This is a genomic window from Klebsiella sp. CN_Kp104 (genome assembly GCF_040064515.1).
Taxonomy (GTDB): Bacteria; Pseudomonadota; Gammaproteobacteria; order Enterobacterales; family Enterobacteriaceae; genus Klebsiella; species Klebsiella aerogenes.
Genome location: NZ_JBEAII010000003.1, coordinates 83,581 through 104,258, shown reverse-complemented (window position 1 = coordinate 104,258; position 20,678 = coordinate 83,581). Strand labels below are relative to the sequence as shown.

Here is a 20,678-nt window from a genome sequence, read left to right as displayed (position 1 = left end):
CATTAACCGTTTCAGCCGCACCGCCTTCCTTGAGCCATGGCCGTTCTGGTGGTATGGTTTAGCGTTTTTTGAAAAATTGAAACGACATTTGAGGGGATTTTCGTAATGCGTATTATTCTGCTTGGCGCTCCGGGCGCGGGTAAAGGAACTCAGGCTCAGTTCATCATGGAGAAATACGGTATTCCGCAAATCTCCACCGGCGATATGCTGCGCGCCGCGGTAAAATCCGGCTCCGAGCTCGGTAAACAAGCGAAAGACATTATGGACGCCGGCAAACTGGTGACCGATGAGCTGGTCATCGCGCTGGTGAAAGAGCGTATCGCCCAGGAAGATTGCCGTAACGGTTTCCTGCTGGACGGCTTCCCGCGCACTATCCCGCAGGCTGACGCTATGAAAGAAGCCGGCATCGCCGTTGACTACGTTCTGGAGTTCGCGGTACCGGACGAACTGATCGTCGATCGTATCGTGGGCCGCCGCGTACACGCCGCTTCCGGCCGCGTCTATCACATCAAATTCAACCCGCCGAAGGTTGAAGGTAAAGACGACGTGACTGGCGAAGAGCTGACCACCCGTAAAGACGATCAGGAAGAGACCGTACGCAAGCGCCTGGTGGAATACCATCAGATGACTGCGCCGCTGATCGGTTACTATCAGAAAGAAGCGCAGGCGGGTAACACCCAATACGCGAAAGTCGACGGCACTAAAGCGGTGGCTGACGTGCGCGCCGATCTGGAAAAAATCCTCGGCTAATTAAGCCCTTTCTCATCCTGCTGCGGCAGGATGAGAACACCTCTCATTTCTACCTTTTGCTATGATTGGTTCCGTTTAACGCCATTTACGCTACAATTGTCAGCGATTCAAATGGTTAAGAGGCGGTAATGCATCAGACGAAAACAGGTATTTTGCTAGCCAATTTAGGCACTCCCGATGCGCCCACGCCCGATGCGGTGAAGCGCTATCTGCGACAATTTCTTAGCGACAAACGGGTAGTGGATACGCCTCGTCTGCTGTGGTGGCCGCTACTGCGCGGCATCATACTGCCGATTCGCGCTCCCCGCGTGGCGAAGCTCTATCAGTCTGTGTGGATGGCGGAAGGCTCGCCGTTGATGGTGTATAGCCGGCAACAGCAGCAGGCGCTGGCGGCCAGGCTACCCGATGTTCCAGTAGCGCTGGGGATGAGCTATGGCTCGCCGTCGCTGGCAAGCGCGGTCGATGAGCTATTGGCCCAGGACGTTGACCATATCGTGGTATTGCCGCTGTATCCGCAATATTCGTGTTCTACCGTGGCGGCGGTATGGGATGAACTGGCGAGGATCCTCGCGAAAAAGCGCGCCATTCCGGGCGTTTCGTTTATCCGCGACTATGCCGACGACGCTGACTATATCCACGCGCTGGCGGCCAGCGTACGCGCTTCATTTGCCGTTCACGGCGAACCGGATGTGCTGCTGCTCTCCTATCACGGTATTCCGCAACGCTACGCCCATGAGGGTGATGATTACCCGCAGCGCTGCCGGGTAACGACTCGCGAGCTGGTTTCAGTGCTCGGGCTGCCGCCGGAGCGGGTGATGATGACCTTCCAGTCGCGCTTTGGCCGTGAACCCTGGTTGACGCCATATACCGACGAAACGTTAAAAATGCTTGGCGAGAAGGGCACACAGCACGTACAGGTTATCTGTCCGGGCTTCTCCGCCGACTGTCTGGAAACGCTGGAAGAAATCGCGGTGCAGAACCGGGAAATTTTCCTTGAGGCCGGCGGTAAGCAATATGAGTATATTCCGGCGCTTAATGCCGATCCTGCGCATATTGAGATGATGGTGAACCTGACCGCGTCGTATCGCTAATCGCGCGCGTAGCGGGGAATATGCTACTATTCCCCGCTTGTTCCCTGTCATTTAATCGCCACTATGAAATTTCCCGGTAAACGCAAATCTAAACACTATTTCCCCGTTAGCGCTCGCGATCCGCTGCTGCAACAAATTCAGCCAGAAAATGAGTCCAACGTCTCCTGGGTGGTTGGCATCGACCAGACGCTGGTGGATATCGAAGCGAAAGTGGATGAGGCGTTTATCGTACGCTACGGCCTGAGCGCCGGTCATTCGCTGGTGATTGAAGATGATGTCGCCGAAGCGCTGTATCAGGAACTGGTACGCGACGGCCTGATCACCCATCAATTTGCCGGCGGCACCATTGGCAATACCATGCACAATTATTCGGTGCTGGCGGACGACCGCTCGGTGCTGCTCGGCGTGATGTGCAGCAATATTGAGATCGGCGGTTACGCTTATCGCTACCTGTGCAATACTTCCAGCCGTACCGATCTCAACTACCTGCAGGGCGTCGATGGCGCCATTGGCCGCTGTTTTACGCTGATTAGCGATAGCGGCGAACGTACCTTTGCCATCAGTCCTGGTCACATGAACAAGCTGCGTCCGGAAAGCATTCCTGAAGAGGTGATTGCCGGCGCTTCCGCGCTGGTGCTGACCTCCTACCTCGTGCGCTGTAAGCCGGGCGAGCCGATGCCGGACGCGACGATGAAAGCCATTGAGTATGCCAAAAAGCATGATGTGCCGGTGGTGCTGACGCTGGGAACGAAATACGTGATTGCTGACAACCCGCAATGGTGGCAGCAGTTCCTCAAGGAACACGTTTCGATTCTGGCGATGAATGAAGAAGAAGCGGAAGCGCTGACCGGTATCGCCGATCCGCTCACCGCGGCGGATAAAGCGCTGGACTGGGTCGACCTGGTGCTGTGCACCGCAGGACCGGCGGGTCTCTATATGGCGAGCTTCACCGAAGAGGAAGCGAAGCGTAAAACGCAACATCCGCTCCTGCCGGGGGCGATTGCCGAGTTCAACCAGTATGAATTCAGCCGCGCGATGCGCCATCAGGATTGCGTTAATCCGCTGCGTATCTATTCGCACATCGCGCCTTATATGGGCGGCCCAGAGAAGATCATGAACACCAACGGCGCAGGCGACGGCGCGCTGGCGGCGTTGTTGCATGATATCACCGCCAATAACTACCATCGTAATAACGTGCCGAATTCCAGCAAACATAAATGCAAATGGCTGACCTACTCATCGCTGGCGCAGGTGTGCAAATACGCCAACCGCGTCAGCTATCAGGTGCTGAATCAGCATTCGCCGCGTTTAACCCGCGGCCTGCCGGAGCGGGAAGATAGTCTGGAAGAGGCCTACTGGGACCGTTAATCCCGTGGATAAGCGTACGCCCCGCGAGCGGGGCGTCGGATCAACCGGTAACAATCTCGCCAGCCGGCGGCGTTTCCAGCAGACGTAACATCGCCCGCGCGATTTCGCGTTCCCCCATCACCACCTGATTGGCTCCGCGTTCGGTAATATAATCGACCTCATCGTCGTAATGGGCGCGGGCGATAATCTCAATGTTCGGGCATTTTTCCCGCGCTGAGGCGACAATTTCACCGGCTTCATAGCCGTTAGGGATGGTCAGCAGCAGCCAGCGGGCGCAGTCGAGATGCGCCAGATTCATGATCTCTTCGTTGGCCGCATTGCCCAACACGGCGCTGATGCCGCGCTCACGCAGCTCATCCACGCGGGTGCGGGAGGTTTCAATCACCACCAGCGGGATCCCCTGGGCCATCAGTTTCTCGCCAAGCAGGCTGCCGACGCGGCCAAAGCCGACCAGCAGAGCATGGTTGCAGATATCCACCGGCACCTGTTTTTCGTCTTCCAGCACCTCTTCCAGCGTCTGCTCGTCAAGGGTTTCGGTTTTATCGAGATATTTTTCCAGCAGGGTAAACAGCACCGGGTTAAGCATAATCGAAATTATCGCCCCAGCCAGCACCAGGTTCTGCCCGGCCTGCGGCAGCAGATCCAGCGCCATGCCGAGACCGGCAAGAATAAAAGCGAATTCCCCGATTTGCGCCAGGCTGGCGGCGATGGTCAGGGCGGTACGCGGCGAATGGCCGAACATACGTACCAGGAAGAAAGCGGCGGCGGATTTACCAAAGATGATAATCGCCAGCGTCGCCAGCACCGCCAGCGGCTGTTCGACCAGGATCATCGGGTCAAATAGCATCCCGACGGAGACAAAGAACAGCACCGCGAAGGCGTCGCGCAGCGGCAGCGTATCGTGAGCGGCGCGGTGGCTGAGTTCGGATTCGTTAAGCACCATCCCGGCGAAGAATGCGCCAAGGGCGAAGGAGACGTCGAACAGCTCAACGGCGCCGAAGGCGATGCCGAGCGCCAGCGCCAGTACCGACAGGGTAAATAGTTCGCGTGAGCCTGTTGCCGCGCTGCGCGACATGATCCACGGCACCAGACGGCGGCCCACTAGCATCATAATGGCGATAAAGGCGACGACTTTACCGATGGTAATGCCCATGTCGAGCGCCAGCGACGCCAGCCCAACATCGCCTTTTTCGACCATTCCGGCGATAGCGGGCAGCAGCACCAGCGTCAGTACCATCACTAAATCTTCAACGATCAGCCAGCCGATGGCGATTTGCCCACGCTGGCTATCAATAAGCTGCCGTTCCTCCAGCGCGCGCAGCAGCACCACGGTACTGGCGGTGGAAAGACACAGGCCAAAAACGATGCCGGTCATCAGCGACCAGCCGAGCAGGGAAGAGAGCGCCATCCCGAGCAGCGTCGCCACGGCTATCTGGGCGATGGCTCCGGGAATGGCTATCGACTTTACCGCCATGAGATCTTTCAGCGAAAAGTGCAGCCCGACGCCAAACATCAGCAAGATGACGCCAAGTTCGGCCAGTTCAGGCGCAAGCTTGGTATCCGCAACAAAACCAGGAGTAAATGGACCGGCCAGCACGCCCGCTAATAAATATCCTACCAGTGGTGAAATACGTAGCTTATTGGCAATCATGCCGAGGATAAAGGCGAGCACAAGGCCGCCGACAATGGTGGTGATTAGCGGTGTTGCGTGATGCATTCCGTCTCCTTGCGTGTGGTGAGCCGATCCATTTTCGCTACTTAAAGCAAAAAACCGATTAATAGTTTATGACACTTTTGCTCGTTTTGTTTATGAATAATTATTGAAATTTGCGAAAAATTGGAATTACGGCAGCAAAAAGCACAGATAGGAAAATGGCGACAGGTCATGGCGGCGTAATGCTGATGGGATAAGGGGTTGTGGCGGCCAAACTTTCACTTTGGCCGCCAGATACTCAGGCTTTTTGATGGTTATTAGGCAGGAATATCGTCAGAATGCCGAGAAGCGGCAGGAAAGCACAGATTTTATAGACCAGATCGATGCTGGTATGGTCGGCTAACAACCCCAACACCGCGGCGCCAAGGCCGCCCATGCCAAACGCGAAACCAAAGAACAGGCCGGAAACCATACCGATTCTCCCCGGCAACAGCTCCTGGGCATAGACCAGGATAGCGGAAAAGGCTGATGCGAGGATAAAACCAATTATCACCGTCAGGATCCCGGTCCATTCCAGCGATGCGTACGGTAAAATAAGGGTAAATGGCGCCACGCCGAGGATAGAGCCCCAAATTACATATTTACGACCTATCTTATCGCCAACAGGCCCGCCAATCACCGTTCCTGCGGCCACTGCAAACAGGAAGGCGAACAAGTGAAGTTGGGCGTTTTGCACCGATAATCCGAATTTGTGTATCAGATAAAAGGTGTAATAGCTGCTAATGCTCGCCATGTAGAAGTATTTGGAGAAAATCAGCATTAACAGAATGCTGACGGCCAGGATGACCTTGTTACGCGGCAGCGGATTAACGATAACCGGCTTCGGTTTGCCTTTATTCATTCTGTGTTGCGCGGCATACCAGCGGCTGATTTGCGACAGCACGACGATCGCCAGCAGCGCGGCCAGCACGAACCAGGCGACGTTGCCTTTGCCGTAGGGGGCGATGATCACCGCCGCCAGCAGCGGCCCCAGCGAGCTGCCGAAGTTGCCGCCAACCTGGAACAGCGATTGCGCCAGGCCGTGACGGCCGCCGGAAGCCATCCGCGCCACGCGTGAGGATTCCGGATGGAAGACCGAAGAGCCGGTACCGACAAGCGCAGCGGCCAGCAGCACCATGCCGAAGCTGCCGGCCAGCGCTAACAGAATTAAGCCGCAGAGGGTGAAACACATCCCCACCGGTAATGACCACGGCATCGAGCGTTTATCGGTGATGTAGCCAATCACCGGCTGGAATAGCGATGACGTCAGTTGGAAGGTGAGGGTGATCATACCGATCTGCACGAAAGTTAACGAGAATTCCGCCTGCAGCAGCGGATAAATCGCCAGGATGAGCGACTGGATCATGTCGTTTAGCAGATGGGAAAGGCTGATTGCCCCCAGGATGCCAAATGAGGTGCGCGCTTTTTGCGGCGGCGCGCCGGTACCGGGTAAGGACTGAGCGGATTGGTTGGTTGTCATAGGTTCACTTCAGCGAGTTCTATTTGTTGTAGAGAATGCAGGTTGAATTATTATCCGACTAACATACCTGTCCCTAAGGTTTGAAGGAAGTCGCAATTCTGAAAACATATTTGTCAAAGCGGCTGACTCGCTATACTTTCGGCACTTGTTATTAAGTCAGGGAGTGAAACATGCATTATTTAAAACGCGGCGTAGCGCTGGCGTTATTCGCCGCCTTATCGCTGGGCAGCCTGTCAGCGCAGGCCTATGAGCAGGACAAAACCTATAAAATCACCATCCTGCACACTAACGACCACCACGGTCATTTCTGGCGCAACGACTATGGCGAATATGGCCTTGCGGCACAGAAGACGCTGGTGGACGGTATCCGCAAAGAGGTGGCGGCCGAAGGCGGTAGCGTCCTGCTGCTGTCCGGCGGCGATATCAATACCGGGGTGCCGGAATCTGATTTACAGGATGCAGAACCTGATTTTCGCGGCATGAACCTGATTGGCTACGATGCCATGGCGGTTGGCAACCATGAGTTTGATAACCCGCTCAGCGTGCTGCGCCAGCAGGAGAAGTGGTCGAAGTTCCCTTTCCTGTCGGCCAATATCTATCAGAAAAGCACCGGCGAACGCCTGTTTAAACCCTGGGCGCTGTTTAAGCGCGGCGGGCTTAAAATTGCGGTGATTGGCTTAACGACCGACGATACGGCGAAAATCGGCAACCCGGAATATTTCACCGATATCGAATTCCGTAATCCGGCGGCAGAAGCCAAGCTGGTGATTCAGGAACTGCAGCAAAATGAAAAGCCGGACGTGATTCTGGCGACCACCCATATGGGCCACTATGACAACGGTAATCACGGCTCTAACGCGCCTGGCGACGTTGAAATGGCGCGGAGTTTACCTGCGGGATCGCTGGCGATGATCGTCGGCGGCCATTCGCAGGATCCGGTCTGCATGGCCTCGGAAAATAAAAAGCAGGTCGATTATATCCCCGGCACCCCGTGCGCGCCGGATCGCCAGAATGGCATCTGGATCGTGCAGGCTCACGAGTGGGGTAAATATGTCGGACGCGCCGATTTTGAATTCCGCAACGGGGAGATGAAGCTGGTGCACTATCAGCTGATCCCGGTCAACCTGAAGAAGAAAGTCACCTGGGATAACGGTCAGAGCGAGCGCGTATTGTATACGCCGCAAATTGCTGAAAACCCGCAGATGCTCTCGCTGTTAACGCCGTTCCAGAATAAAGGCAAGGCGCAGTTACAGGTGAAAATAGGCAGCGTCAACGGCCATCTTGAAGGCGATCGCAGCAAAGTTCGCTTCGTACAAACCAATATGGGGCGTCTGCTGCTGGCGGCGCAGATGGCGCGCAGCAATGCTGATTTCGCGGTGATGAGCGGCGGCGGTATTCGCGACTCTATCGAAGCGGGTGATATTACCTATAAAGACGTGATGAAAGTGCAGCCGTTCGGCAACGTGCTGACTTACGTCGATATGAGCGGTAAAGAGGTGACTGAGTACCTGACCGCCGTCGCGCAGATGAAGCCGGATTCCGGCGCTTATCCTCAGTTCGCCAACGTCAGTTTCGTTGCCAAAGATGGCAAGCTTAACGATCTGAAAATCAAAGGCGAACCGGTGGATCCGGCGAAAACTTACCGTATGGCGACGCTGAGCTTTAACGCCACCGGCGGTGACGGCTACCCGCACATCGATAATAAACCGGGATACGTCAATACCGGCTTTATCGATGCCGAGGTGCTGAAAGAGTACATCGAGAAGAACTCGCCGCTGGATGCGGCGGCTTACGAGCCGAAGGGCGAGGTCAGCTGGCAGTAAGCTATCGCTTAACGGATCCCGGATAAGGCGCGTGTGCCGCTATCCGGGATCCGGTCTCTCAATCGCGGCGGGCGATATCGGCGAACTTCGCGTCCAGAAGCTTCGCCAGATCGCTTGCCGCCAGTTCGATGTCGAGCCCGCGTTTGCCGCCGGAAATATAGATGGTGGCAAACTCCTGCGCCGGAGCATCAATCACCGTTGGCAGGAGCTTTTTCTGCCCCAGCGGGCTGATGCCGCCGACCAGGTATCCGGTGATCCGCTGTGCGACCATTGGGTCGGCCATATCTACCTTCTTGGCGCCCAGCGCTTTGGCCACTTTCTTCAAATCCAACTGTCCGGCAACCGGGGTGACGGCGACCGCCAGATGTTTCATATCGCCGTTAACGGCCACTAATAGCGTCTTGTAAACCTGATCCGCATTGAGCCCCAGCTTGCGAACCACTTCATCGCCAAAATTGGTCTCTTGAGGATCGTGTTCGTAGCTGTGGATCTGAAAGGTAATTTTGTTTTTTTCGAGTAATTTAACGGCGGGAGTCATAGTAATCCTTCTTACCAACCGACCTAACGTATGACCAGCATACGCGTGAGGGTTGTATAAAAAATAGTACCATCTTGCGCAATAGTATTGGCAGTGATGGTCACTTTGAGCGACAATCAGACGATCCGGGATGTATATCCCGGGATAATAATAATGATGAAATTCCTCTTTGACGGGCCAATAGCAATATTGGCCATTTTTTTACGTCAACATATCCGGCAGGTTCCCTTCGCCATATAGATGCAGCGCGCCGACGGCGACCACATAGCGCCCCGGCGGCAGAGCAAGCAGCGTGTCGCGCCAGGCTATGTTGCGCTGATGCATCAGTACATCATATAAAGATTGGCTGAAGGTCGTTGGCAGCGTTTCCGCGCCGCGCGATGGCGGTTGCTCCAGCCACCAGCCGATCATCACCTGCAGTAAACGGGCGTTAGTGCGCCAGTGGGTCAGCGTATCTTCCAGCAGCGCCTTACCACCGTCTGGTAGATTGCGCAGGAGCGCGATTTGGCTATCGGCGCCTTCCAGCTCCATCACCCTTATGTTGCTCTCGCGGGCAGCCATCAGCAACTGATAATCAATGCCGTAATCGGGCCGTAATCCCAGTTTTTGCGCCTGAGTGGCTTGTAGCACCATCGCCACCTGCCACAGTGGCTGGCTATCGAAAAGATCGACCGACAAACCCAGCTCGCCGGCGCGTGAGCGTAATTCTGCTAATTGCGTTTCGCTCAGACGTTCAGCCAGCGGGGGATAAGAGGGGAGATTACTGAAAGGCGTTTCATTACCGGTGATGTCCGCTTCGACGATTAAGGCGTCTGCCTGACGTATTTTTTTCAGTAGCTTGGCCGGCGGCGGCGCCATGTCGCGGGTGCCCATATGAATGCTGCCGACGAGATGTAAATAACGGTCGCCGGGCAGGACGATATCCATTGCAGGCCAGGAATAAGACGAGCCGACGGCGGCTCGCCACAGCATTTTTATTCGGTTTAACAGGCCCATACGCGCTCCGAAGTGTGAGGTATTCATGCTAGCGCGTTGTTAGTATGGGCGCAACTGGCGGTATTTTGCCCAGCGCCATCAGGGCATTGGTTTACCTGCCAGATAGTCAATGCGCGATATCGTTAACCGGTTTTGACAAGCAAAAATATTGATTCTTTGTGTAACAGGAAGCATTTCAGACCTGGCATCGCTGAGTGAGCCACATGTTTTGGCCTTGTTTGTCGCCCAGATTTGTTGCTCTTTTTTCATTACAGAGCGAATTGAATCAGGGAGGGCGGACCATTTCGCATTTAAGGTGCGATCGTTTTCGTTATATTCATCTTCAATGTCGCGTAGCTCTTCGCGCTTGCTATTCTCTATCAGCGCATCTTTGGCCACGGAGAATACCGCCATATTGAAAACAGATTTTGCAATTAAATAGTTGCTTTCATTTGGTATGATAATGATGTCTTTTTCATTATCCGCAAAACGAATATCATAATTAATGTCTTTCCAGACAATGTGATTATTTAACGTTTTGCCATCACCGCTGGTTATCAGACGCAGATTATCGGGTAATGCTTTTACCAGCTCCAGAGTTGAGGCAGGAATAGCGGCGGAAAATCTCGCCGTACAGCTTCGTTTGTTTAGCTCGGTACGCTGGCTCTGGGTTAGTACATCATCGGTTTTCAGGGCTATGGCTCGAATTTGCTGTTCATATTGGTTTTGCGGCAGGTTATAAAACTGTGATGGGAGCTCCAGATAGGTGCTTTGTAATTCGCTGAGCGCCTCGTTGACAATCCACTCCTTGATAGCAGAAACAGCGTTATCATTCCCGCATTTTAATTCAGGAGCTGAATCAAAAAATCCGGCATGGGAGGGGAAAGATGATAATAACAACAACAGCGGAATGATTTTCTTAAACATATTCAAAATGTCCTTATTTTGTGGGTGTCTGATTATAATTAAATAAGGAACTTATTACTATGCGAAGGTAATACGAATTTTATCGACAAATCAACCAAAGCAGCCTTATTAATTGGCGTAGAAAATAAATGTTGCGCTTAATAGTGCCCCGTAGCAATGATTCTACGGGGCTATTTGGCTTTCAGGATGAATGCGTTGCTTATTCTTTCGGTTTAAAGCGCAGCAGGCGGTTAGCGTTACTGACTACGGTGATTGACGACAGCGCCATTGCCGCGCCGGCGACCACCGGGTTCAGCAGGGTACCGGTCAACGGCCAGAGGATCCCGGCGGCAATCGGGATGCCCAGCGAGTTATAAACAAATGCGCCCAGCAGGTTCTGTTTCATATTGCGTAACGTCGCCTTCGAAATCGCTAAAGCATCGGCCACGCCGTTAAGGCTATGGCGCATCAGGGTGATCGCCGCAGTTTCAATAGCGACATCACTGCCGCCGCCCATGGCGATACCGACATCCGCCTGCGCCAGCGCCGGGGCGTCGTTAATACCGTCGCCGACCATCGCCACTTTGTGCCCCTGGCTCTGCAGACGTTTAATCGCGTCAGCTTTGCCGTCCGGCAGCACGCCGGCGATCACTTCATCAATTCCCGCTTCTTTGGCGATGGCATTGGCGGTAGTAGGGTTATCCCCGGTCAGCATCACCAGCCGGTAGCCCTGACGATGCAGGCGCGCCAGCGCGTCGATGCTGTCTTCCCGTAACGGGTCGCGGATGGCGAACAGCGCAGCGGCCTGACCATCGATCGCCAGCAGCACCGGCGTGGCGCCGCGCGAGGCCTGTGCCGTCATCTCGCTTTCCAGTTCAGCGGTAGCGATATGCTGCTCGTTAAGCAGCGCCTGGTTGCCGAGCAGCAGTCGATGGCCTTCCGCTTCACCGCTGACGCCGAGCCCGCGCAGGGTACGGAAGCCGTTTACCTCCGGTAAAGTTCTGTCGGCGGCTTTATCGAGGATCGCCCGCGCCAGCGGATGGCTTGAACCCTGCTCGAGCGCGGCGGCAAGCCGCACGACAGTGGATTCATCAAAGCTGGCGAAGGTTTTCACGGCCACCACCTGCGGCTTGCCTTCGGTCAGGGTACCGGTTTTATCAAACACCAGGGTATCGAGCTCGCTGGCGCGCTGCAGAGCATCGGCGTCACGCACCAGCACGCCATATTCTGCCGCCCGGCCGACGCCGGAGATGATCGACATCGGCGTCGCCAGGCCCAATGCGCATGGACAGGCGATAATCAGTACCGTGGTGGCAATGACCAGGGTATAGACGATTTGCGGCGCCGGGCCGAAGAAGTACCAGATAGCGGCGCTAATCAGCGCAATGGCTACCACTGCCGGAACAAATACCGCCGAGATTTTATCGGCCAGTTGGCCAATTTCCGGTTTGCTACTTTGCGCCTGACGTACCATGCGAATAATCCTTGCCAGCGTGGTCTGGCTGCCGACGGCGCTGGCGGTAAACAGTACGCTGCCATCCTGCACCACGGTACCGGCATGAATGGCGTCGCCATCGCCTTTTTGCTGCGGCACTGGCTCGCCGGTGAGCATCGCTTCATCAAACCAGGCTTCGCCCTGGCTTATCACGCCGTCAACCGGAACGCGATCGCCAGTGGTCAGGCGCAGGGTCATACCCGCCTCTACTTCAGCGAGCGGCAGATCCTTTTCCCCTTCAGGCGTCACAACGCGTGCCGAAGGCGGTGTCAGGTCGAGCAGTTTTTCCAGCGCTTTCGAGGAGCGCTGGCGCGCGCGGGCCTCCAGCATATGGCCGAGGTTGATAAGACCAATGATCATTGCGCTGGCTTCGTAATACAGGTGGCGCGCTTCCATCGGAAACCACTGCGGCCACAGGTTGACGCTCATTGAATATAGCCAGGCGACGCCAGTTCCCAGGGCGACCAGCGTATCCATGGTGGCGGTACCGTTTTTCAGGCTTTTCCAGGCGCTGCGGTAGAAGTGACCGCCGGCGAAGACCATCACCGCGAGGGTGACGAGACCGATGACCAGCCACAGCGATCGATTGTCGTCGCTGACCATCATGTTATCGCCGATCATGCCCCAGACCATAACCGGTACGCCGACCAGCAGGGCGACAATCGCCTGCCAGCGAAAACGTTTCATGGTGGCGATGGCGGTTTCCTGCTGCCGTTCGCGGCGTTCCAGATCGTCTTCGATCGCCTCCGCGCCGTAGCCGGCTTTTTCCACCGCCTGCACTAATTCTGCGGCGGACGCACTGCCCATCACCAGCGCCGTGCGTTCCGCCAGGTTTACCCGCGCCTGTGAGACTCCCGGCACCGCGGCAAGCGCGTTTTGTACCCGGGAAACGCAGCTGGCGCAGCTCATGCCGTTGATCAGCAGCTGTTGACTGTCATCCTCGTCATGGGCTGCCGGAAGCTCAGGAGTGGCCGCTGTCAGTGCTTCCGACGGGATTGATGATTCTGCCAGCGGTTTAGCCTTTGGGTGGCTGAGCTCCGCGCCGTATCCGGCTTGTTTGATAGTCTCAATCAGGGCTTCAGCGCTGGCGCTACCCGTGACGTGGGCTTCGGTAACGGTTACATCAGCCTGTTCAACGTCGGGACGTTGTTCGAGGCTCTCTTTCACGCGTTTAACGCAGTGGCCGCAGGAGAGGCCATCAAGCGTCAGGTCGATAGTGTTAGACATAAAAAACTCCTGAATAATTTCCGGTTAATGATTGACCGAACACACTCTTTCATCGAGTATTAAGAAGGTTAAACCTTCCAGCAAGGGGAAGGTCAAGGGGGAAAAATGAATATTAGCGATGTGGCGAAAAAAACCGGTTTAACCAGCAAAGCGATTCGTTTTTACGAAGAGAAAGGGCTGGTGACGGCGCCGCTGCGCAGCGATAACGGCTACCGTACCTACACTCAGAAGCACCTTGATGAACTGACGCTGCTGCGTCAGGCGCGGCAGGTGGGATTTAACCTGGAAGAGTGCCGCGAGCTGGTGACGTTATTCAACGATCCGTCGCGGCACAGCGCCGATGTGAAAAAACGAACGCTGGAGAAAGTCGCAGATATTGAGAACCATATCCGCGAGTTGCAAAATATGCGTGCGCATCTGCTGGCGCTGGCGGACGCCTGCCCTGGCGATGAGAGCGCGGATTGCCCGATTATTGATAATCTTTCCGGCTGTTGTCACCGCAAAGCGCAGGTTTAATGCCGGGCTGGGTTGAGCATAAAGACCACCGTACCGCGATAGTAGGGGGAGCGTTGCAACTGAGTTTCCGCCAGTTTGTCGCGACTGCCGTTTTGGACCAGTCCGAGCTTGAACGGGATACGCAATCGGCTGAGCGCGGGCAGATAATCCTGATAATGCGCCACCGTGCGCCGTCCCTGGTAGCTTTGTACCACCAGTTCATCCACCGCTAGCGCATTGAGTGTGGCAATATCGCCGGTTTTGGCCCAGTCCAGCAGGCCAGTTACCCCCAGCGCGAACTCGGGCGGCAGCTGTTGGCGCAGTTGGCGTAAAAAGCGGGCGTAATCGGCGAGCTGATAAGTGCCGGCGTCAAAATCAATTTGCAAGCCAACCACCTGATTGCCCGCCGTCTGCCAACGTTGCATCAGGCGCACGATGCGCGGCACAATCGTCGGCGGCACATCAAGTGTGGTAAAGCGAACGGTAAGCCAGATTGAGGGAAACGTCAGGCGGCTCACCGGTAGGCCGAGGCGTTGAAATACCACCTCGCCCGCTTGCTTGAGCACCTCGCCCTGATGCAGGTAGACCGTTTGCGCATTTCGCAGTTCGTCACCGGCCTTCACCCCGGACCACAGCCAGAAAGCGGAATGCTGGCGCGCGTCAACGCGCTCCGTTGCCTGCACGGGGCCGACCAGTAGCGCGATTACCAGTAGTATTTGAGTTTTTGCGCCCACGGGCTTCCCGGATACTGCGTTTTCAACTGTGTGAACCAGCCTTTACGCTGCAGCTTATCGACATCTTCGCCGCCGCACTCGTTGCTACCGGAGGGAGCGTAACAGAGGATCGCCCGGTACAACGCATAGCTTTTATCTTCCGGCTCCGCTTTCGGCGAGGTGATAATCTGCTGGTAATAGCTTTGCCGATCGTATTGACCTACAGGCTGCTGGCGGTTGATGGCGTCCTCCAGTACATCGTTGCCGGCTCCATCTTTCCACAGGTCAACATGCGTTTGGGTGGTGCGGAAGAACTCGCCGAGGCAGTTAAGCGCATGGGCATCGTCAGCGTGTTTACTGAGCGCGGTGACGGTTTCATCCAGACTGCGGCAGGCATAGCCTGCTTCAGTCGCCTTGCCGTTCCAGTCAAAGCTACTCAGGTTGACGTCGTTAAAGGCCTCGCTGATAACCGGTTGGGTAATGGCGCTAGCGAGCGTTTTGTCTTTCAGCCAGTCGCCAAAGCGATTCTCGGTGAGATCCCGCACCAGCAGCGTGTGCAGAGCGATGGTACGCTCTTCATTATTGGGGCCACTGACGGCCTGCTGGCGTAGCAATTCAGGCGAGGCCTGGGTTTTCAGCACGCGGGAGCGAAAGCGCAGGTTGGTCACCGGGCTATCGGCGGCAAAGATTGCCGCAGCGTCACCGCTGTAGACCAGCGTTGCCGAAAGCTTCGCCTGGATAAACTGCTGTTGCTCGCGGTCCTGGCTGAGTTGGAGCAGTTGCCGCCAAAAATCGACCGCTGCCGGCCACTGCTTTTGCGCCATTAGCGCTTCGCCGTAGAGGACCTGTTCGCTGAAGGCGAGAATATCGTGCGCCGGCAGCGTTTTCGCCGGCGTGACCGCCTGCAGGATGGCGGCATCATTGCCTGTTGCATTCCATAGCTGCAGCTGCAGATTGCGCCACAGCGGCAGCTTTCCGCTCTTCTCAAACGCCGCTTTGCTGGCGTCCAACTGCGCCTGGGTTAAGGCCGGTTTGCTGTTGGCATCCAGGCGCAGGGCGCGCAGAAGTTCGACATAACTAACCTGCGGCGCATCGGGGAATGCCGTCTGAATGGGGTGGTCGTAGAACGGCATGCCGAAGACATTATCATATTCACTCACCAAACGACGCAGTTCTCCGGCATCGCTCGCCTGCTGGAAGGCCTGTTCATAGAGACCAGCCAGCTGTGGCCACGCCTGCAGATACCAGTTAATGCGGCGCAACATGTTGCGCGCGGAATCGGCATACAACCCTGTTGGCCAGCGCTGCAAGTAAGTTTGCGCCTCTTTTTGCGCCAGGGCGGCATCTTCACGATTGATGCGCGCGATATCAAAATCACCGTACTGCCCAACGCTATTCTGGCTACTCTTGTTGAGCGCCGTGCGCATCAGCATATATTGCGCGGTCTCGGTCAGCCAGGGTTGCTTACTTTTCAGCAACAGGGTGAAATCCTGGGTTGCGGCGGGGTAATTGCCGCCATAGAAGTGGGCGATGCCGGAAAGGTAATAAGCGAATAAGTCGGCGTCCGTATCTGCCGGGAAGCTATTGAGAATATCAAGGACTGCGGTGATATCGGCGCCATAAAACAGTTTCAGCCGCGCCAGCGCCAGGTCATGACGCTGCTGTGGCGTCACAGAGGGGGCGGCCAGCAGGGCGGCGTTGAACTGGCTGACGGCGGCAAGGGTGTTGCTGACAAAGCGGTTTTCCAGTTCATAGTCGGAGGTTCCCAGCCGTTCAGCCGAATCGCCTGGCATCACCCGTGCGGGATCGATATTCAGCGCCGCCATTTGTCGGGTAAAGGTTTCGTCTTCGCTTTGCGCAGGCGGTGCGGCAGGCGGCGGCGCGCTATCCCACTCAGGATGATAAGCGAAGTAAACCTCGCGTGAGCGGCTGACATCGGCGGGAATGTTCTGAACGGGCAGGACGAAAGATTTCTCTTCGCTTAGCAGGCGCAGCAGGTTGTCGCGCGAGTCGTTTCCCGGCGTCAATACAGGGTCGCCTTTTAGCAGGCACAGCGCGTCGCTCCAGGAGCAATCTTCGATATCAGAAGAAGCAAACGCCTGAGGGGCCGTCACCAGCAGAGCGCACAGTGTAAGATTAAAGGTTGTCTTCCTGACCATAACGGATGTCCTGTGAAATGATTATCGTGAAACGACTCTAATATGGAGGGTAATTCCTTCGACGGCGACCACTTCAACCTTGCTGCCCGCCGCGAGGTCTTCATCGGCTAGCACCGGCCAGGAGCTGTCGCCGACGCGGACGTGGCCGCGACCGTTTTCCAGCGCGCTGTCGAGAGTAAAACGGCGGCCAAGCAGCTGCTGGCCGCGCTGGTTAAGCTGTGCGTCGGCGGGGCGCTGCTGCCTCATGCGTTTACGCAGCCATTTTGACCACAGCCACGCCGCCAGCAGGGTAAGGACGGCAAACAGCGTCCCTTGCCATTCCCAACTGAGTGGAATAGCCCATATTAGCAGGCCGGTGACGACGCCAGCTACGCCGCTCCACAGCAGGTAGCCATTGCTGCCGAGCATCTCTGCCGCCAGCAACAGCCCGCCAAGGGTCAGCCAGAAAATATGCGGATGGGCGAGGATCAGGGCGATCATGATTTTTTCCGCTCGGCGCTACTCTCTTTCAGCAGTTCGCCGATCCCGGCTATCGAGCCCATCAGGCTGCTGGCATCCAGCGGCATCAACACCACTTTGCTGTTGTTGGCGGCGCCAATCTGCTGCAGAGCGTCGGTATATTTCTGCGCCACGAAGTAGTTAATCGCCTGAATATCGCCTGAAGCGATTGCCGATGACACCATCTGGGTGGCGCGGGCTTCCGCTTCGGCGGAACGTTCGCGGGCTTCCGCCTGCAGGAAGGCAGACTGACGTTCGCCTTCGGCTTTGAGGATCTGCGACTGCTTTTCGCCTTCGGCCTTGAGAATTTCCGCCTGGCGCACCCCTTCAGCCTCAAGGATATAGGCGCGTTTGGTTCGCTCGGCTTTCATCTGGGCGTTCATCGAGGAGATAAGCTCCGCCGGCGGGCGAACGTCACGGATTTCGACGCGGGTGATTTTCACCCCCCACGGATTGGTGGCGTCGTCGACGATATGCAGCAGGCGGGTGTTAATGCTATCGCGCTGGGAGAGCATTTCATCCAGCTCCATCGAGCCGAGTACGGTACGAATATTGGTCATCGTCAGATTGACGATCGCCAGCTCAAGATTGCTGACTTCATAGGCGGCTTTTGGCGCATCGATCACCTGAATGAAGCAGACGGCGTCAATAGTGACGTTGGCGTTATCGCGAGAGATGACTTCCTGCGAAGGGATATCCAGCACCTGCTCCATCATGTTCACTTTACGGCCGATGCGGTCCATAAACGGCACCACTAAACTTAAACCCGGCTGCAGCGTCTGCGTGTAGCGGCCAAAGCGTTCGACGGTCCATTGATATCCCTGCGGCACGATTTTTACTGCCGCCCCCACAATGACCAGTGCGACAAAAATAAGAACGGGGATAAAAATCAGCATCAAAAACCTCCTGTCTTGTTGCCTGATGGGCGCCGCAGCGAAATGGCGCATGTTTAAACAGAGTATAACTTTCTCCTTGTTCCGGTGAAAGAAAACTGGAGTAAACTGTTTGGGTTTTAGGAAATAAACTGGACATATAATGAAGGAAAATAACGCGATTTTGCGCCTCGAGGGCGTCGGTTTTAAAACCGACGACGCGGTCATCCTGAATAATATCGATCTCCGGATTGCGGCCGGGGAATTTAAGTTGATTACCGGGCCATCCGGATGCGGCAAAAGTACGCTGCTGAAAATTATCGCCTCGCTGCTGAGCCCGACCAGCGGCGAGATTTTTTTCAACGATAAAGATATCGCCACGCTGTCGCCGGAAAACTATCGCCAGCAGGTTTCTTATTGCGCGCAAACCCCGGCGCTGTTCGGCGATTCGGTTTATGACAACCTGGTCTTCCCATGGCAGATCCGCAACAAACAGCCGGATCCTAAAGCGCTGGTTGCCGATCTCGAACGCTTCGGGCTGGCGGATAATACGCTGGAGAAATCCATTAATGAGCTTTCCGGCGGTGAAAAACAGCGGGTCTCGCTCATTCGTAATTTGCAGTTTCTACCGCAGGTTCTGCTGCTTGATGAAATTACCAGCGCGCTGGATGAAAGTAATAAGCGCAACGTTAACGAGATTATTCATCGCTACGCGACGGAAAAAGGGGGGGCCATTCTGTGGGTCACTCACGATCAGAACGAAATTGCCCACGCTGATGAAGTGATCACGCTACAGCCTGCCGGCGGGAAAATGCAGGAGGTAAAAAATGAACGGGCATAATATTACTAACGAGTCGCTGGCGCTCTCGATGGTGCTGGTGCTGGTGGCAATCGTCGTCAGCTATCGGGAAAAATTGGCGCTGGAAAAAGATATCATCTGGAGTATTTGCCGGGCGATAGTGCAATTGATTATCGTCGGCTACGTGCTGAAATATATCTTTAACGTCAATCATGCGGTGTTGACGCTATTGATGGTGCTGTTTATCTGCTTTAACGCGGCGTGGAATGCGAAGAAGCGCAGTAAATATATCGATAAAGCTTTTGTTTCATCGTTTATCGCTATTACCACTGGCGCCGGACTAACCCTGGCGGTGCTGGTCTTCTCGGGGTCGATCGCCTTTGTGCCGATGCAGGTTATTCCGATTGCCGGCATGGTGGCCGGTAACGCCATGGTGGCGGTAGGGCTGTGCTACAACAATATGGGCCAGCGTTTTAACAGCGAGCAGCAGCAGATTCAGGAGAAGCTAAGTCTTGGCGCGACGCCGAAGATGGCCTCCGCGCGGCTGATCCGCGATAGCATACGCGCATCGTTGATTCCCACGGTAGATTCGGCGAAAACGGTCGGGCTGGTGAGTTTACCGGGCATGATGTCGGGGTTGATTTTCGCCGGGATAGATCCGGTGAAGGCGATTAAGTATCAGATTATGGTCACGTTTATGTTGCTATCGACCGCCAGTCTGTCGACGATTATCGCCGGTTATCTGACCTACCGGAAGTTCTTCAATGCCCGCCATCAATTGGTTGTGACGCAGTTGAAAAAGCGCCCGTAAGTATTCCCGGAGGCGGCGCGTTGCGCCTTCTCCGGGCTACCACGGCGTAATCTGTAGCCCGGATAAGCGTAGCGCTATCCGGGTCAGCGCCTCTGATTAGTACAGCAATGAATACAGCTGGCGGCGGTATTTCGCCGCCAGGGCGTCGCCGGTGCCGAGCGCCGCGAGGATCTCCTGCAGCATTTTGCGCACCTGGCCATCGCCGGCGCCTAAATCTTTTTGCAGATGCGTGAACAGCAGCGCCAGCGCTTCTTCGTTGCGCCCGACCTGGTGCAGCTGCAACGCCAGCTGAGACGCCAGCGCCGCGTCGTCCGGGTTCTGCTCGACCTGCTGCTGAAGTTGCTGGATTTCCGGGGTATCAGCCGCTTGTTTAAGCAGTTCAATCTGCGCCACCAGCCCCTGATAACGGGTGTCCTGATCCTGCAGCGGCACAGTTTTCAGCACGCTTTCAGCTTCATCGGAACGCTGCAGGGCAATTAGCGTTTCCGCCAGCAGCAGGCCAATCTGGCTATCCTGGTTAGACAACTGCCAGGCGTCTTTCAGCAGCGGCAGCGCGTCGGCGTATTTTTCTTCCTGCATCAGCGCCTGCGCTTCCTGCGCTTTCAATTCTTCTTCGCGCGGCAGCACTTTATCCAGCAGGGCGCGGATGGCCTCTTCCGGCTGCGGGCCTTCAAAACCATCTACCGGCTGGCCGTTCTGGAAAAGATACACCGTTGGGATCGCGCGCAGACCAAACTGCGAAGCCAGCATTTGCTCCGCGTCGCAATCTACCTTCGCCAGCGTAAACTGACCGTGGTATTGGGCGGCCAGGCGCTCAAGCACCGGCGTCAGTTGTTCGCAGTGCTGGCTACGGGCGGACCAGAAATAAAACAGCACCGGCGCGTTCATGGATTGCTGCAGCGTCTGCTGCAGATTAGCTTCGGTAATATTGACAATATTCTGTTCGGACATGAGCGTATCTCGTTGGTCGATTTCTGTTTTAGAT

At 55.8% G+C, this 20,678-nt stretch carries 18 protein-coding genes; 7 read left to right on the top strand and 11 right to left on the bottom strand.

The window, feature by feature from the left end; translation table 11 throughout:
* Positions 1-105: 105 nt before the first annotated feature.
* The 3 genes from adk to ABLU80_RS06305 all read left to right on the top strand — a co-directional run bounded on the left by adk (position 106) and on the right by ABLU80_RS06305 (position 3,209).
* Positions 106-750, top strand: coding sequence for an adenylate kinase (gene adk, locus ABLU80_RS06315; RefSeq protein ID WP_015367904.1), 645 nt, complete (start codon positions 106-108; stop codon positions 748-750).
* A 128-nt stretch (positions 751-878) separates the two neighbouring features.
* The gene (gene hemH / locus ABLU80_RS06310) at positions 879-1,841 is read left to right on the top strand and encodes a ferrochelatase (protein ID WP_015367903.1); all 963 of its coding nucleotides are present in this window, start codon (positions 879-881) and stop codon (positions 1,839-1,841) included.
* Between the two features lie 63 nt (positions 1,842-1,904).
* Positions 1,905-3,209 (top strand): inosine/guanosine kinase, encoded by a 1,305-nt coding sequence (locus ABLU80_RS06305; protein WP_015367902.1) that lies wholly within the window; start codon positions 1,905-1,907, stop codon positions 3,207-3,209.
* A 40-nt stretch (positions 3,210-3,249) separates the two neighbouring features.
* On the opposite strand, the gene ybaL is transcribed toward ABLU80_RS06305, so the two are convergent.
* Together ybaL and ABLU80_RS06295 are read right to left on the bottom strand one after the other, a co-directional pair.
* On the bottom strand, positions 3,250-4,926 hold the full coding sequence (gene ybaL / locus ABLU80_RS06300) for a YbaL family putative K(+) efflux transporter (RefSeq protein ID WP_015367901.1): 1,677 nt from the start codon (positions 4,924-4,926) through the stop codon (positions 3,250-3,252).
* A 235-nt stretch (positions 4,927-5,161) separates the two neighbouring features.
* The gene (locus tag ABLU80_RS06295) at positions 5,162-6,382 is read right to left on the bottom strand and encodes an MFS transporter (RefSeq protein WP_015367899.1); all 1,221 of its coding nucleotides are present in this window, start codon (positions 6,380-6,382) and stop codon (positions 5,162-5,164) included.
* Between the two features lie 170 nt (positions 6,383-6,552).
* On the opposite strand from ABLU80_RS06295, the gene ushA reads away from it, so the two are divergent.
* Positions 6,553-8,205: a bifunctional UDP-sugar hydrolase/5'-nucleotidase UshA gene (gene ushA, locus ABLU80_RS06290; protein ID WP_020079445.1), complete on the top strand. Its 1,653-nt coding sequence runs from the start codon at positions 6,553-6,555 to the stop codon at positions 8,203-8,205.
* A 58-nt stretch (positions 8,206-8,263) separates the two neighbouring features.
* Here the strand turns inward: ushA and ybaK are convergent, their stop codons facing one another.
* The 4 genes from ybaK to copA all read right to left on the bottom strand — a co-directional run bounded on the left by ybaK (position 8,264) and on the right by copA (position 13,346).
* Positions 8,264-8,743, bottom strand: coding sequence for a Cys-tRNA(Pro)/Cys-tRNA(Cys) deacylase YbaK (gene ybaK / locus ABLU80_RS06285; RefSeq protein WP_348849838.1), 480 nt, complete (start codon positions 8,741-8,743; stop codon positions 8,264-8,266).
* Positions 8,744-8,944: 201 nt separating this feature from the next.
* Positions 8,945-9,739 carry a TraB/GumN family protein gene (locus ABLU80_RS06280; protein WP_087860350.1) on the bottom strand — a complete coding sequence of 265 codons (795 nt, stop codon included), beginning with the start codon at positions 9,737-9,739 and terminating at the stop codon, positions 8,945-8,947.
* A 78-nt stretch (positions 9,740-9,817) separates the two neighbouring features.
* Complete coding sequence (locus tag ABLU80_RS06275) at positions 9,818-10,645, bottom strand: DUF1311 domain-containing protein (protein ID WP_348849837.1); 828 nt, start codon at positions 10,643-10,645, stop codon at positions 9,818-9,820.
* A 199-nt stretch (positions 10,646-10,844) separates the two neighbouring features.
* Positions 10,845-13,346 (bottom strand): copper-exporting P-type ATPase CopA, encoded by a 2,502-nt coding sequence (copA, locus tag ABLU80_RS06270; protein WP_348849836.1) that lies wholly within the window; start codon positions 13,344-13,346, stop codon positions 10,845-10,847.
* A 105-nt stretch (positions 13,347-13,451) separates the two neighbouring features.
* Here copA and cueR point away from each other — a divergent pair, with 105 nt between their 5' ends.
* A complete protein-coding gene (cueR, locus tag ABLU80_RS06265; RefSeq protein ID WP_042893743.1) occupies positions 13,452-13,862 on the top strand; it encodes a Cu(I)-responsive transcriptional regulator in 411 nt (136 codons plus the stop codon).
* On the opposite strand, the gene ABLU80_RS06260 is transcribed toward cueR, so the two are convergent.
* Genes ABLU80_RS06260 through ABLU80_RS06245 form a run of 4 tightly spaced genes read right to left on the bottom strand, consistent with a single transcriptional unit; the run spans position 13,859 to position 18,107 of the window.
* Positions 13,859-14,575, bottom strand: coding sequence for a DUF3142 domain-containing protein (locus ABLU80_RS06260; RefSeq protein ID WP_047081015.1), 717 nt, complete (start codon positions 14,573-14,575; stop codon positions 13,859-13,861). The two genes, cueR and ABLU80_RS06260, sit on opposite strands and share 4 nt — an antisense overlap.
* The gene (locus tag ABLU80_RS06255) at positions 14,545-16,713 is read right to left on the bottom strand and encodes a hypothetical protein (RefSeq protein WP_047081016.1); all 2,169 of its coding nucleotides are present in this window, start codon (positions 16,711-16,713) and stop codon (positions 14,545-14,547) included. Before ABLU80_RS06255 ends, ABLU80_RS06260 begins: the two co-directional genes overlap by 31 nt.
* Before the next feature lie 21 nt (positions 16,714-16,734).
* Entirely contained in the window at positions 16,735-17,193 is a 459-nt protein-coding gene (locus tag ABLU80_RS06250; RefSeq protein WP_047063647.1) for an NfeD family protein, read from the bottom strand.
* Positions 17,190-18,107, bottom strand: coding sequence for an SPFH domain-containing protein (locus ABLU80_RS06245; RefSeq protein WP_020079443.1), 918 nt, complete (start codon positions 18,105-18,107; stop codon positions 17,190-17,192). The genes ABLU80_RS06250 and ABLU80_RS06245 overlap by 4 nt, the downstream gene beginning before the upstream one ends.
* Before the next feature lie 139 nt (positions 18,108-18,246).
* On the opposite strand from ABLU80_RS06245, the gene fetA reads away from it, so the two are divergent.
* Together fetA and fetB are read left to right on the top strand one after the other, a co-directional pair.
* A complete protein-coding gene (gene fetA / locus ABLU80_RS06240; RefSeq protein WP_046883703.1) occupies positions 18,247-18,924 on the top strand; it encodes an iron ABC transporter ATP-binding protein FetA in 678 nt (225 codons plus the stop codon).
* A complete protein-coding gene (gene fetB, locus ABLU80_RS06235) occupies positions 18,911-19,693 on the top strand; it encodes an iron export ABC transporter permease subunit FetB (protein WP_015367890.1) in 783 nt (260 codons plus the stop codon). The genes fetA and fetB overlap by 14 nt, the downstream gene beginning before the upstream one ends.
* 96 nt (positions 19,694-19,789) lie before the next feature.
* On the opposite strand, the gene ABLU80_RS06230 is transcribed toward fetB, so the two are convergent.
* A complete protein-coding gene (locus ABLU80_RS06230; RefSeq protein WP_047053331.1) occupies positions 19,790-20,644 on the bottom strand; it encodes a co-chaperone YbbN in 855 nt (284 codons plus the stop codon).
* Positions 20,645-20,678: the final 34 nt, after the last annotated feature.

What these genes read in the sequence shown, in the direction of transcription:
- adk (WP_015367904.1), top strand. Translation starts at nt 106, where the DNA reads ATGCGTATTATTCTGCTTGGCGCTCCGGGCGCGGGTAAAGGAACTCAG.
- hemH (WP_015367903.1), top strand. Translation starts at nt 879, where the DNA reads ATGCATCAGACGAAAACAGGTATTTTGCTAGCCAATTTAGGCACTCCC.
- ABLU80_RS06305 (WP_015367902.1), top strand. Translation starts at nt 1,905, where the DNA reads ATGAAATTTCCCGGTAAACGCAAATCTAAACACTATTTCCCCGTTAGC.
- ybaL (WP_015367901.1), bottom strand. Translation starts at nt 4,926, where the DNA reads ATGCATCACGCAACACCGCTAATCACCACCATTGTCGGCGGCCTTGTG.
- ABLU80_RS06295 (WP_015367899.1), bottom strand. Translation starts at nt 6,382, where the DNA reads ATGACAACCAACCAATCCGCTCAGTCCTTACCCGGTACCGGCGCGCCG.
- ushA (WP_020079445.1), top strand. Translation starts at nt 6,553, where the DNA reads ATGCATTATTTAAAACGCGGCGTAGCGCTGGCGTTATTCGCCGCCTTA.
- ybaK (WP_348849838.1), bottom strand. Translation starts at nt 8,743, where the DNA reads ATGACTCCCGCCGTTAAATTACTCGAAAAAAACAAAATTACCTTTCAG.
- ABLU80_RS06280 (WP_087860350.1), bottom strand. Translation starts at nt 9,739, where the DNA reads ATGGGCCTGTTAAACCGAATAAAAATGCTGTGGCGAGCCGCCGTCGGC.
- ABLU80_RS06275 (WP_348849837.1), bottom strand. Translation starts at nt 10,645, where the DNA reads ATGTTTAAGAAAATCATTCCGCTGTTGTTGTTATTATCATCTTTCCCC.
- copA (WP_348849836.1), bottom strand. Translation starts at nt 13,346, where the DNA reads ATGTCTAACACTATCGACCTGACGCTTGATGGCCTCTCCTGCGGCCAC.
- cueR (WP_042893743.1), top strand. Translation starts at nt 13,452, where the DNA reads ATGAATATTAGCGATGTGGCGAAAAAAACCGGTTTAACCAGCAAAGCG.
- ABLU80_RS06255 (WP_047081016.1), bottom strand. Translation starts at nt 16,713, where the DNA reads ATGGTCAGGAAGACAACCTTTAATCTTACACTGTGCGCTCTGCTGGTG.
- ABLU80_RS06250 (WP_047063647.1), bottom strand. Translation starts at nt 17,193, where the DNA reads ATGATCGCCCTGATCCTCGCCCATCCGCATATTTTCTGGCTGACCCTT.
- ABLU80_RS06245 (WP_020079443.1), bottom strand. Translation starts at nt 18,107, where the DNA reads ATGCTGATTTTTATCCCCGTTCTTATTTTTGTCGCACTGGTCATTGTG.
- fetA (WP_046883703.1), top strand. Translation starts at nt 18,247, where the DNA reads ATGAAGGAAAATAACGCGATTTTGCGCCTCGAGGGCGTCGGTTTTAAA.
- fetB (WP_015367890.1), top strand. Translation starts at nt 18,911, where the DNA reads ATGAACGGGCATAATATTACTAACGAGTCGCTGGCGCTCTCGATGGTG.
- ABLU80_RS06230 (WP_047053331.1), bottom strand. Translation starts at nt 20,644, where the DNA reads ATGTCCGAACAGAATATTGTCAATATTACCGAAGCTAATCTGCAGCAG.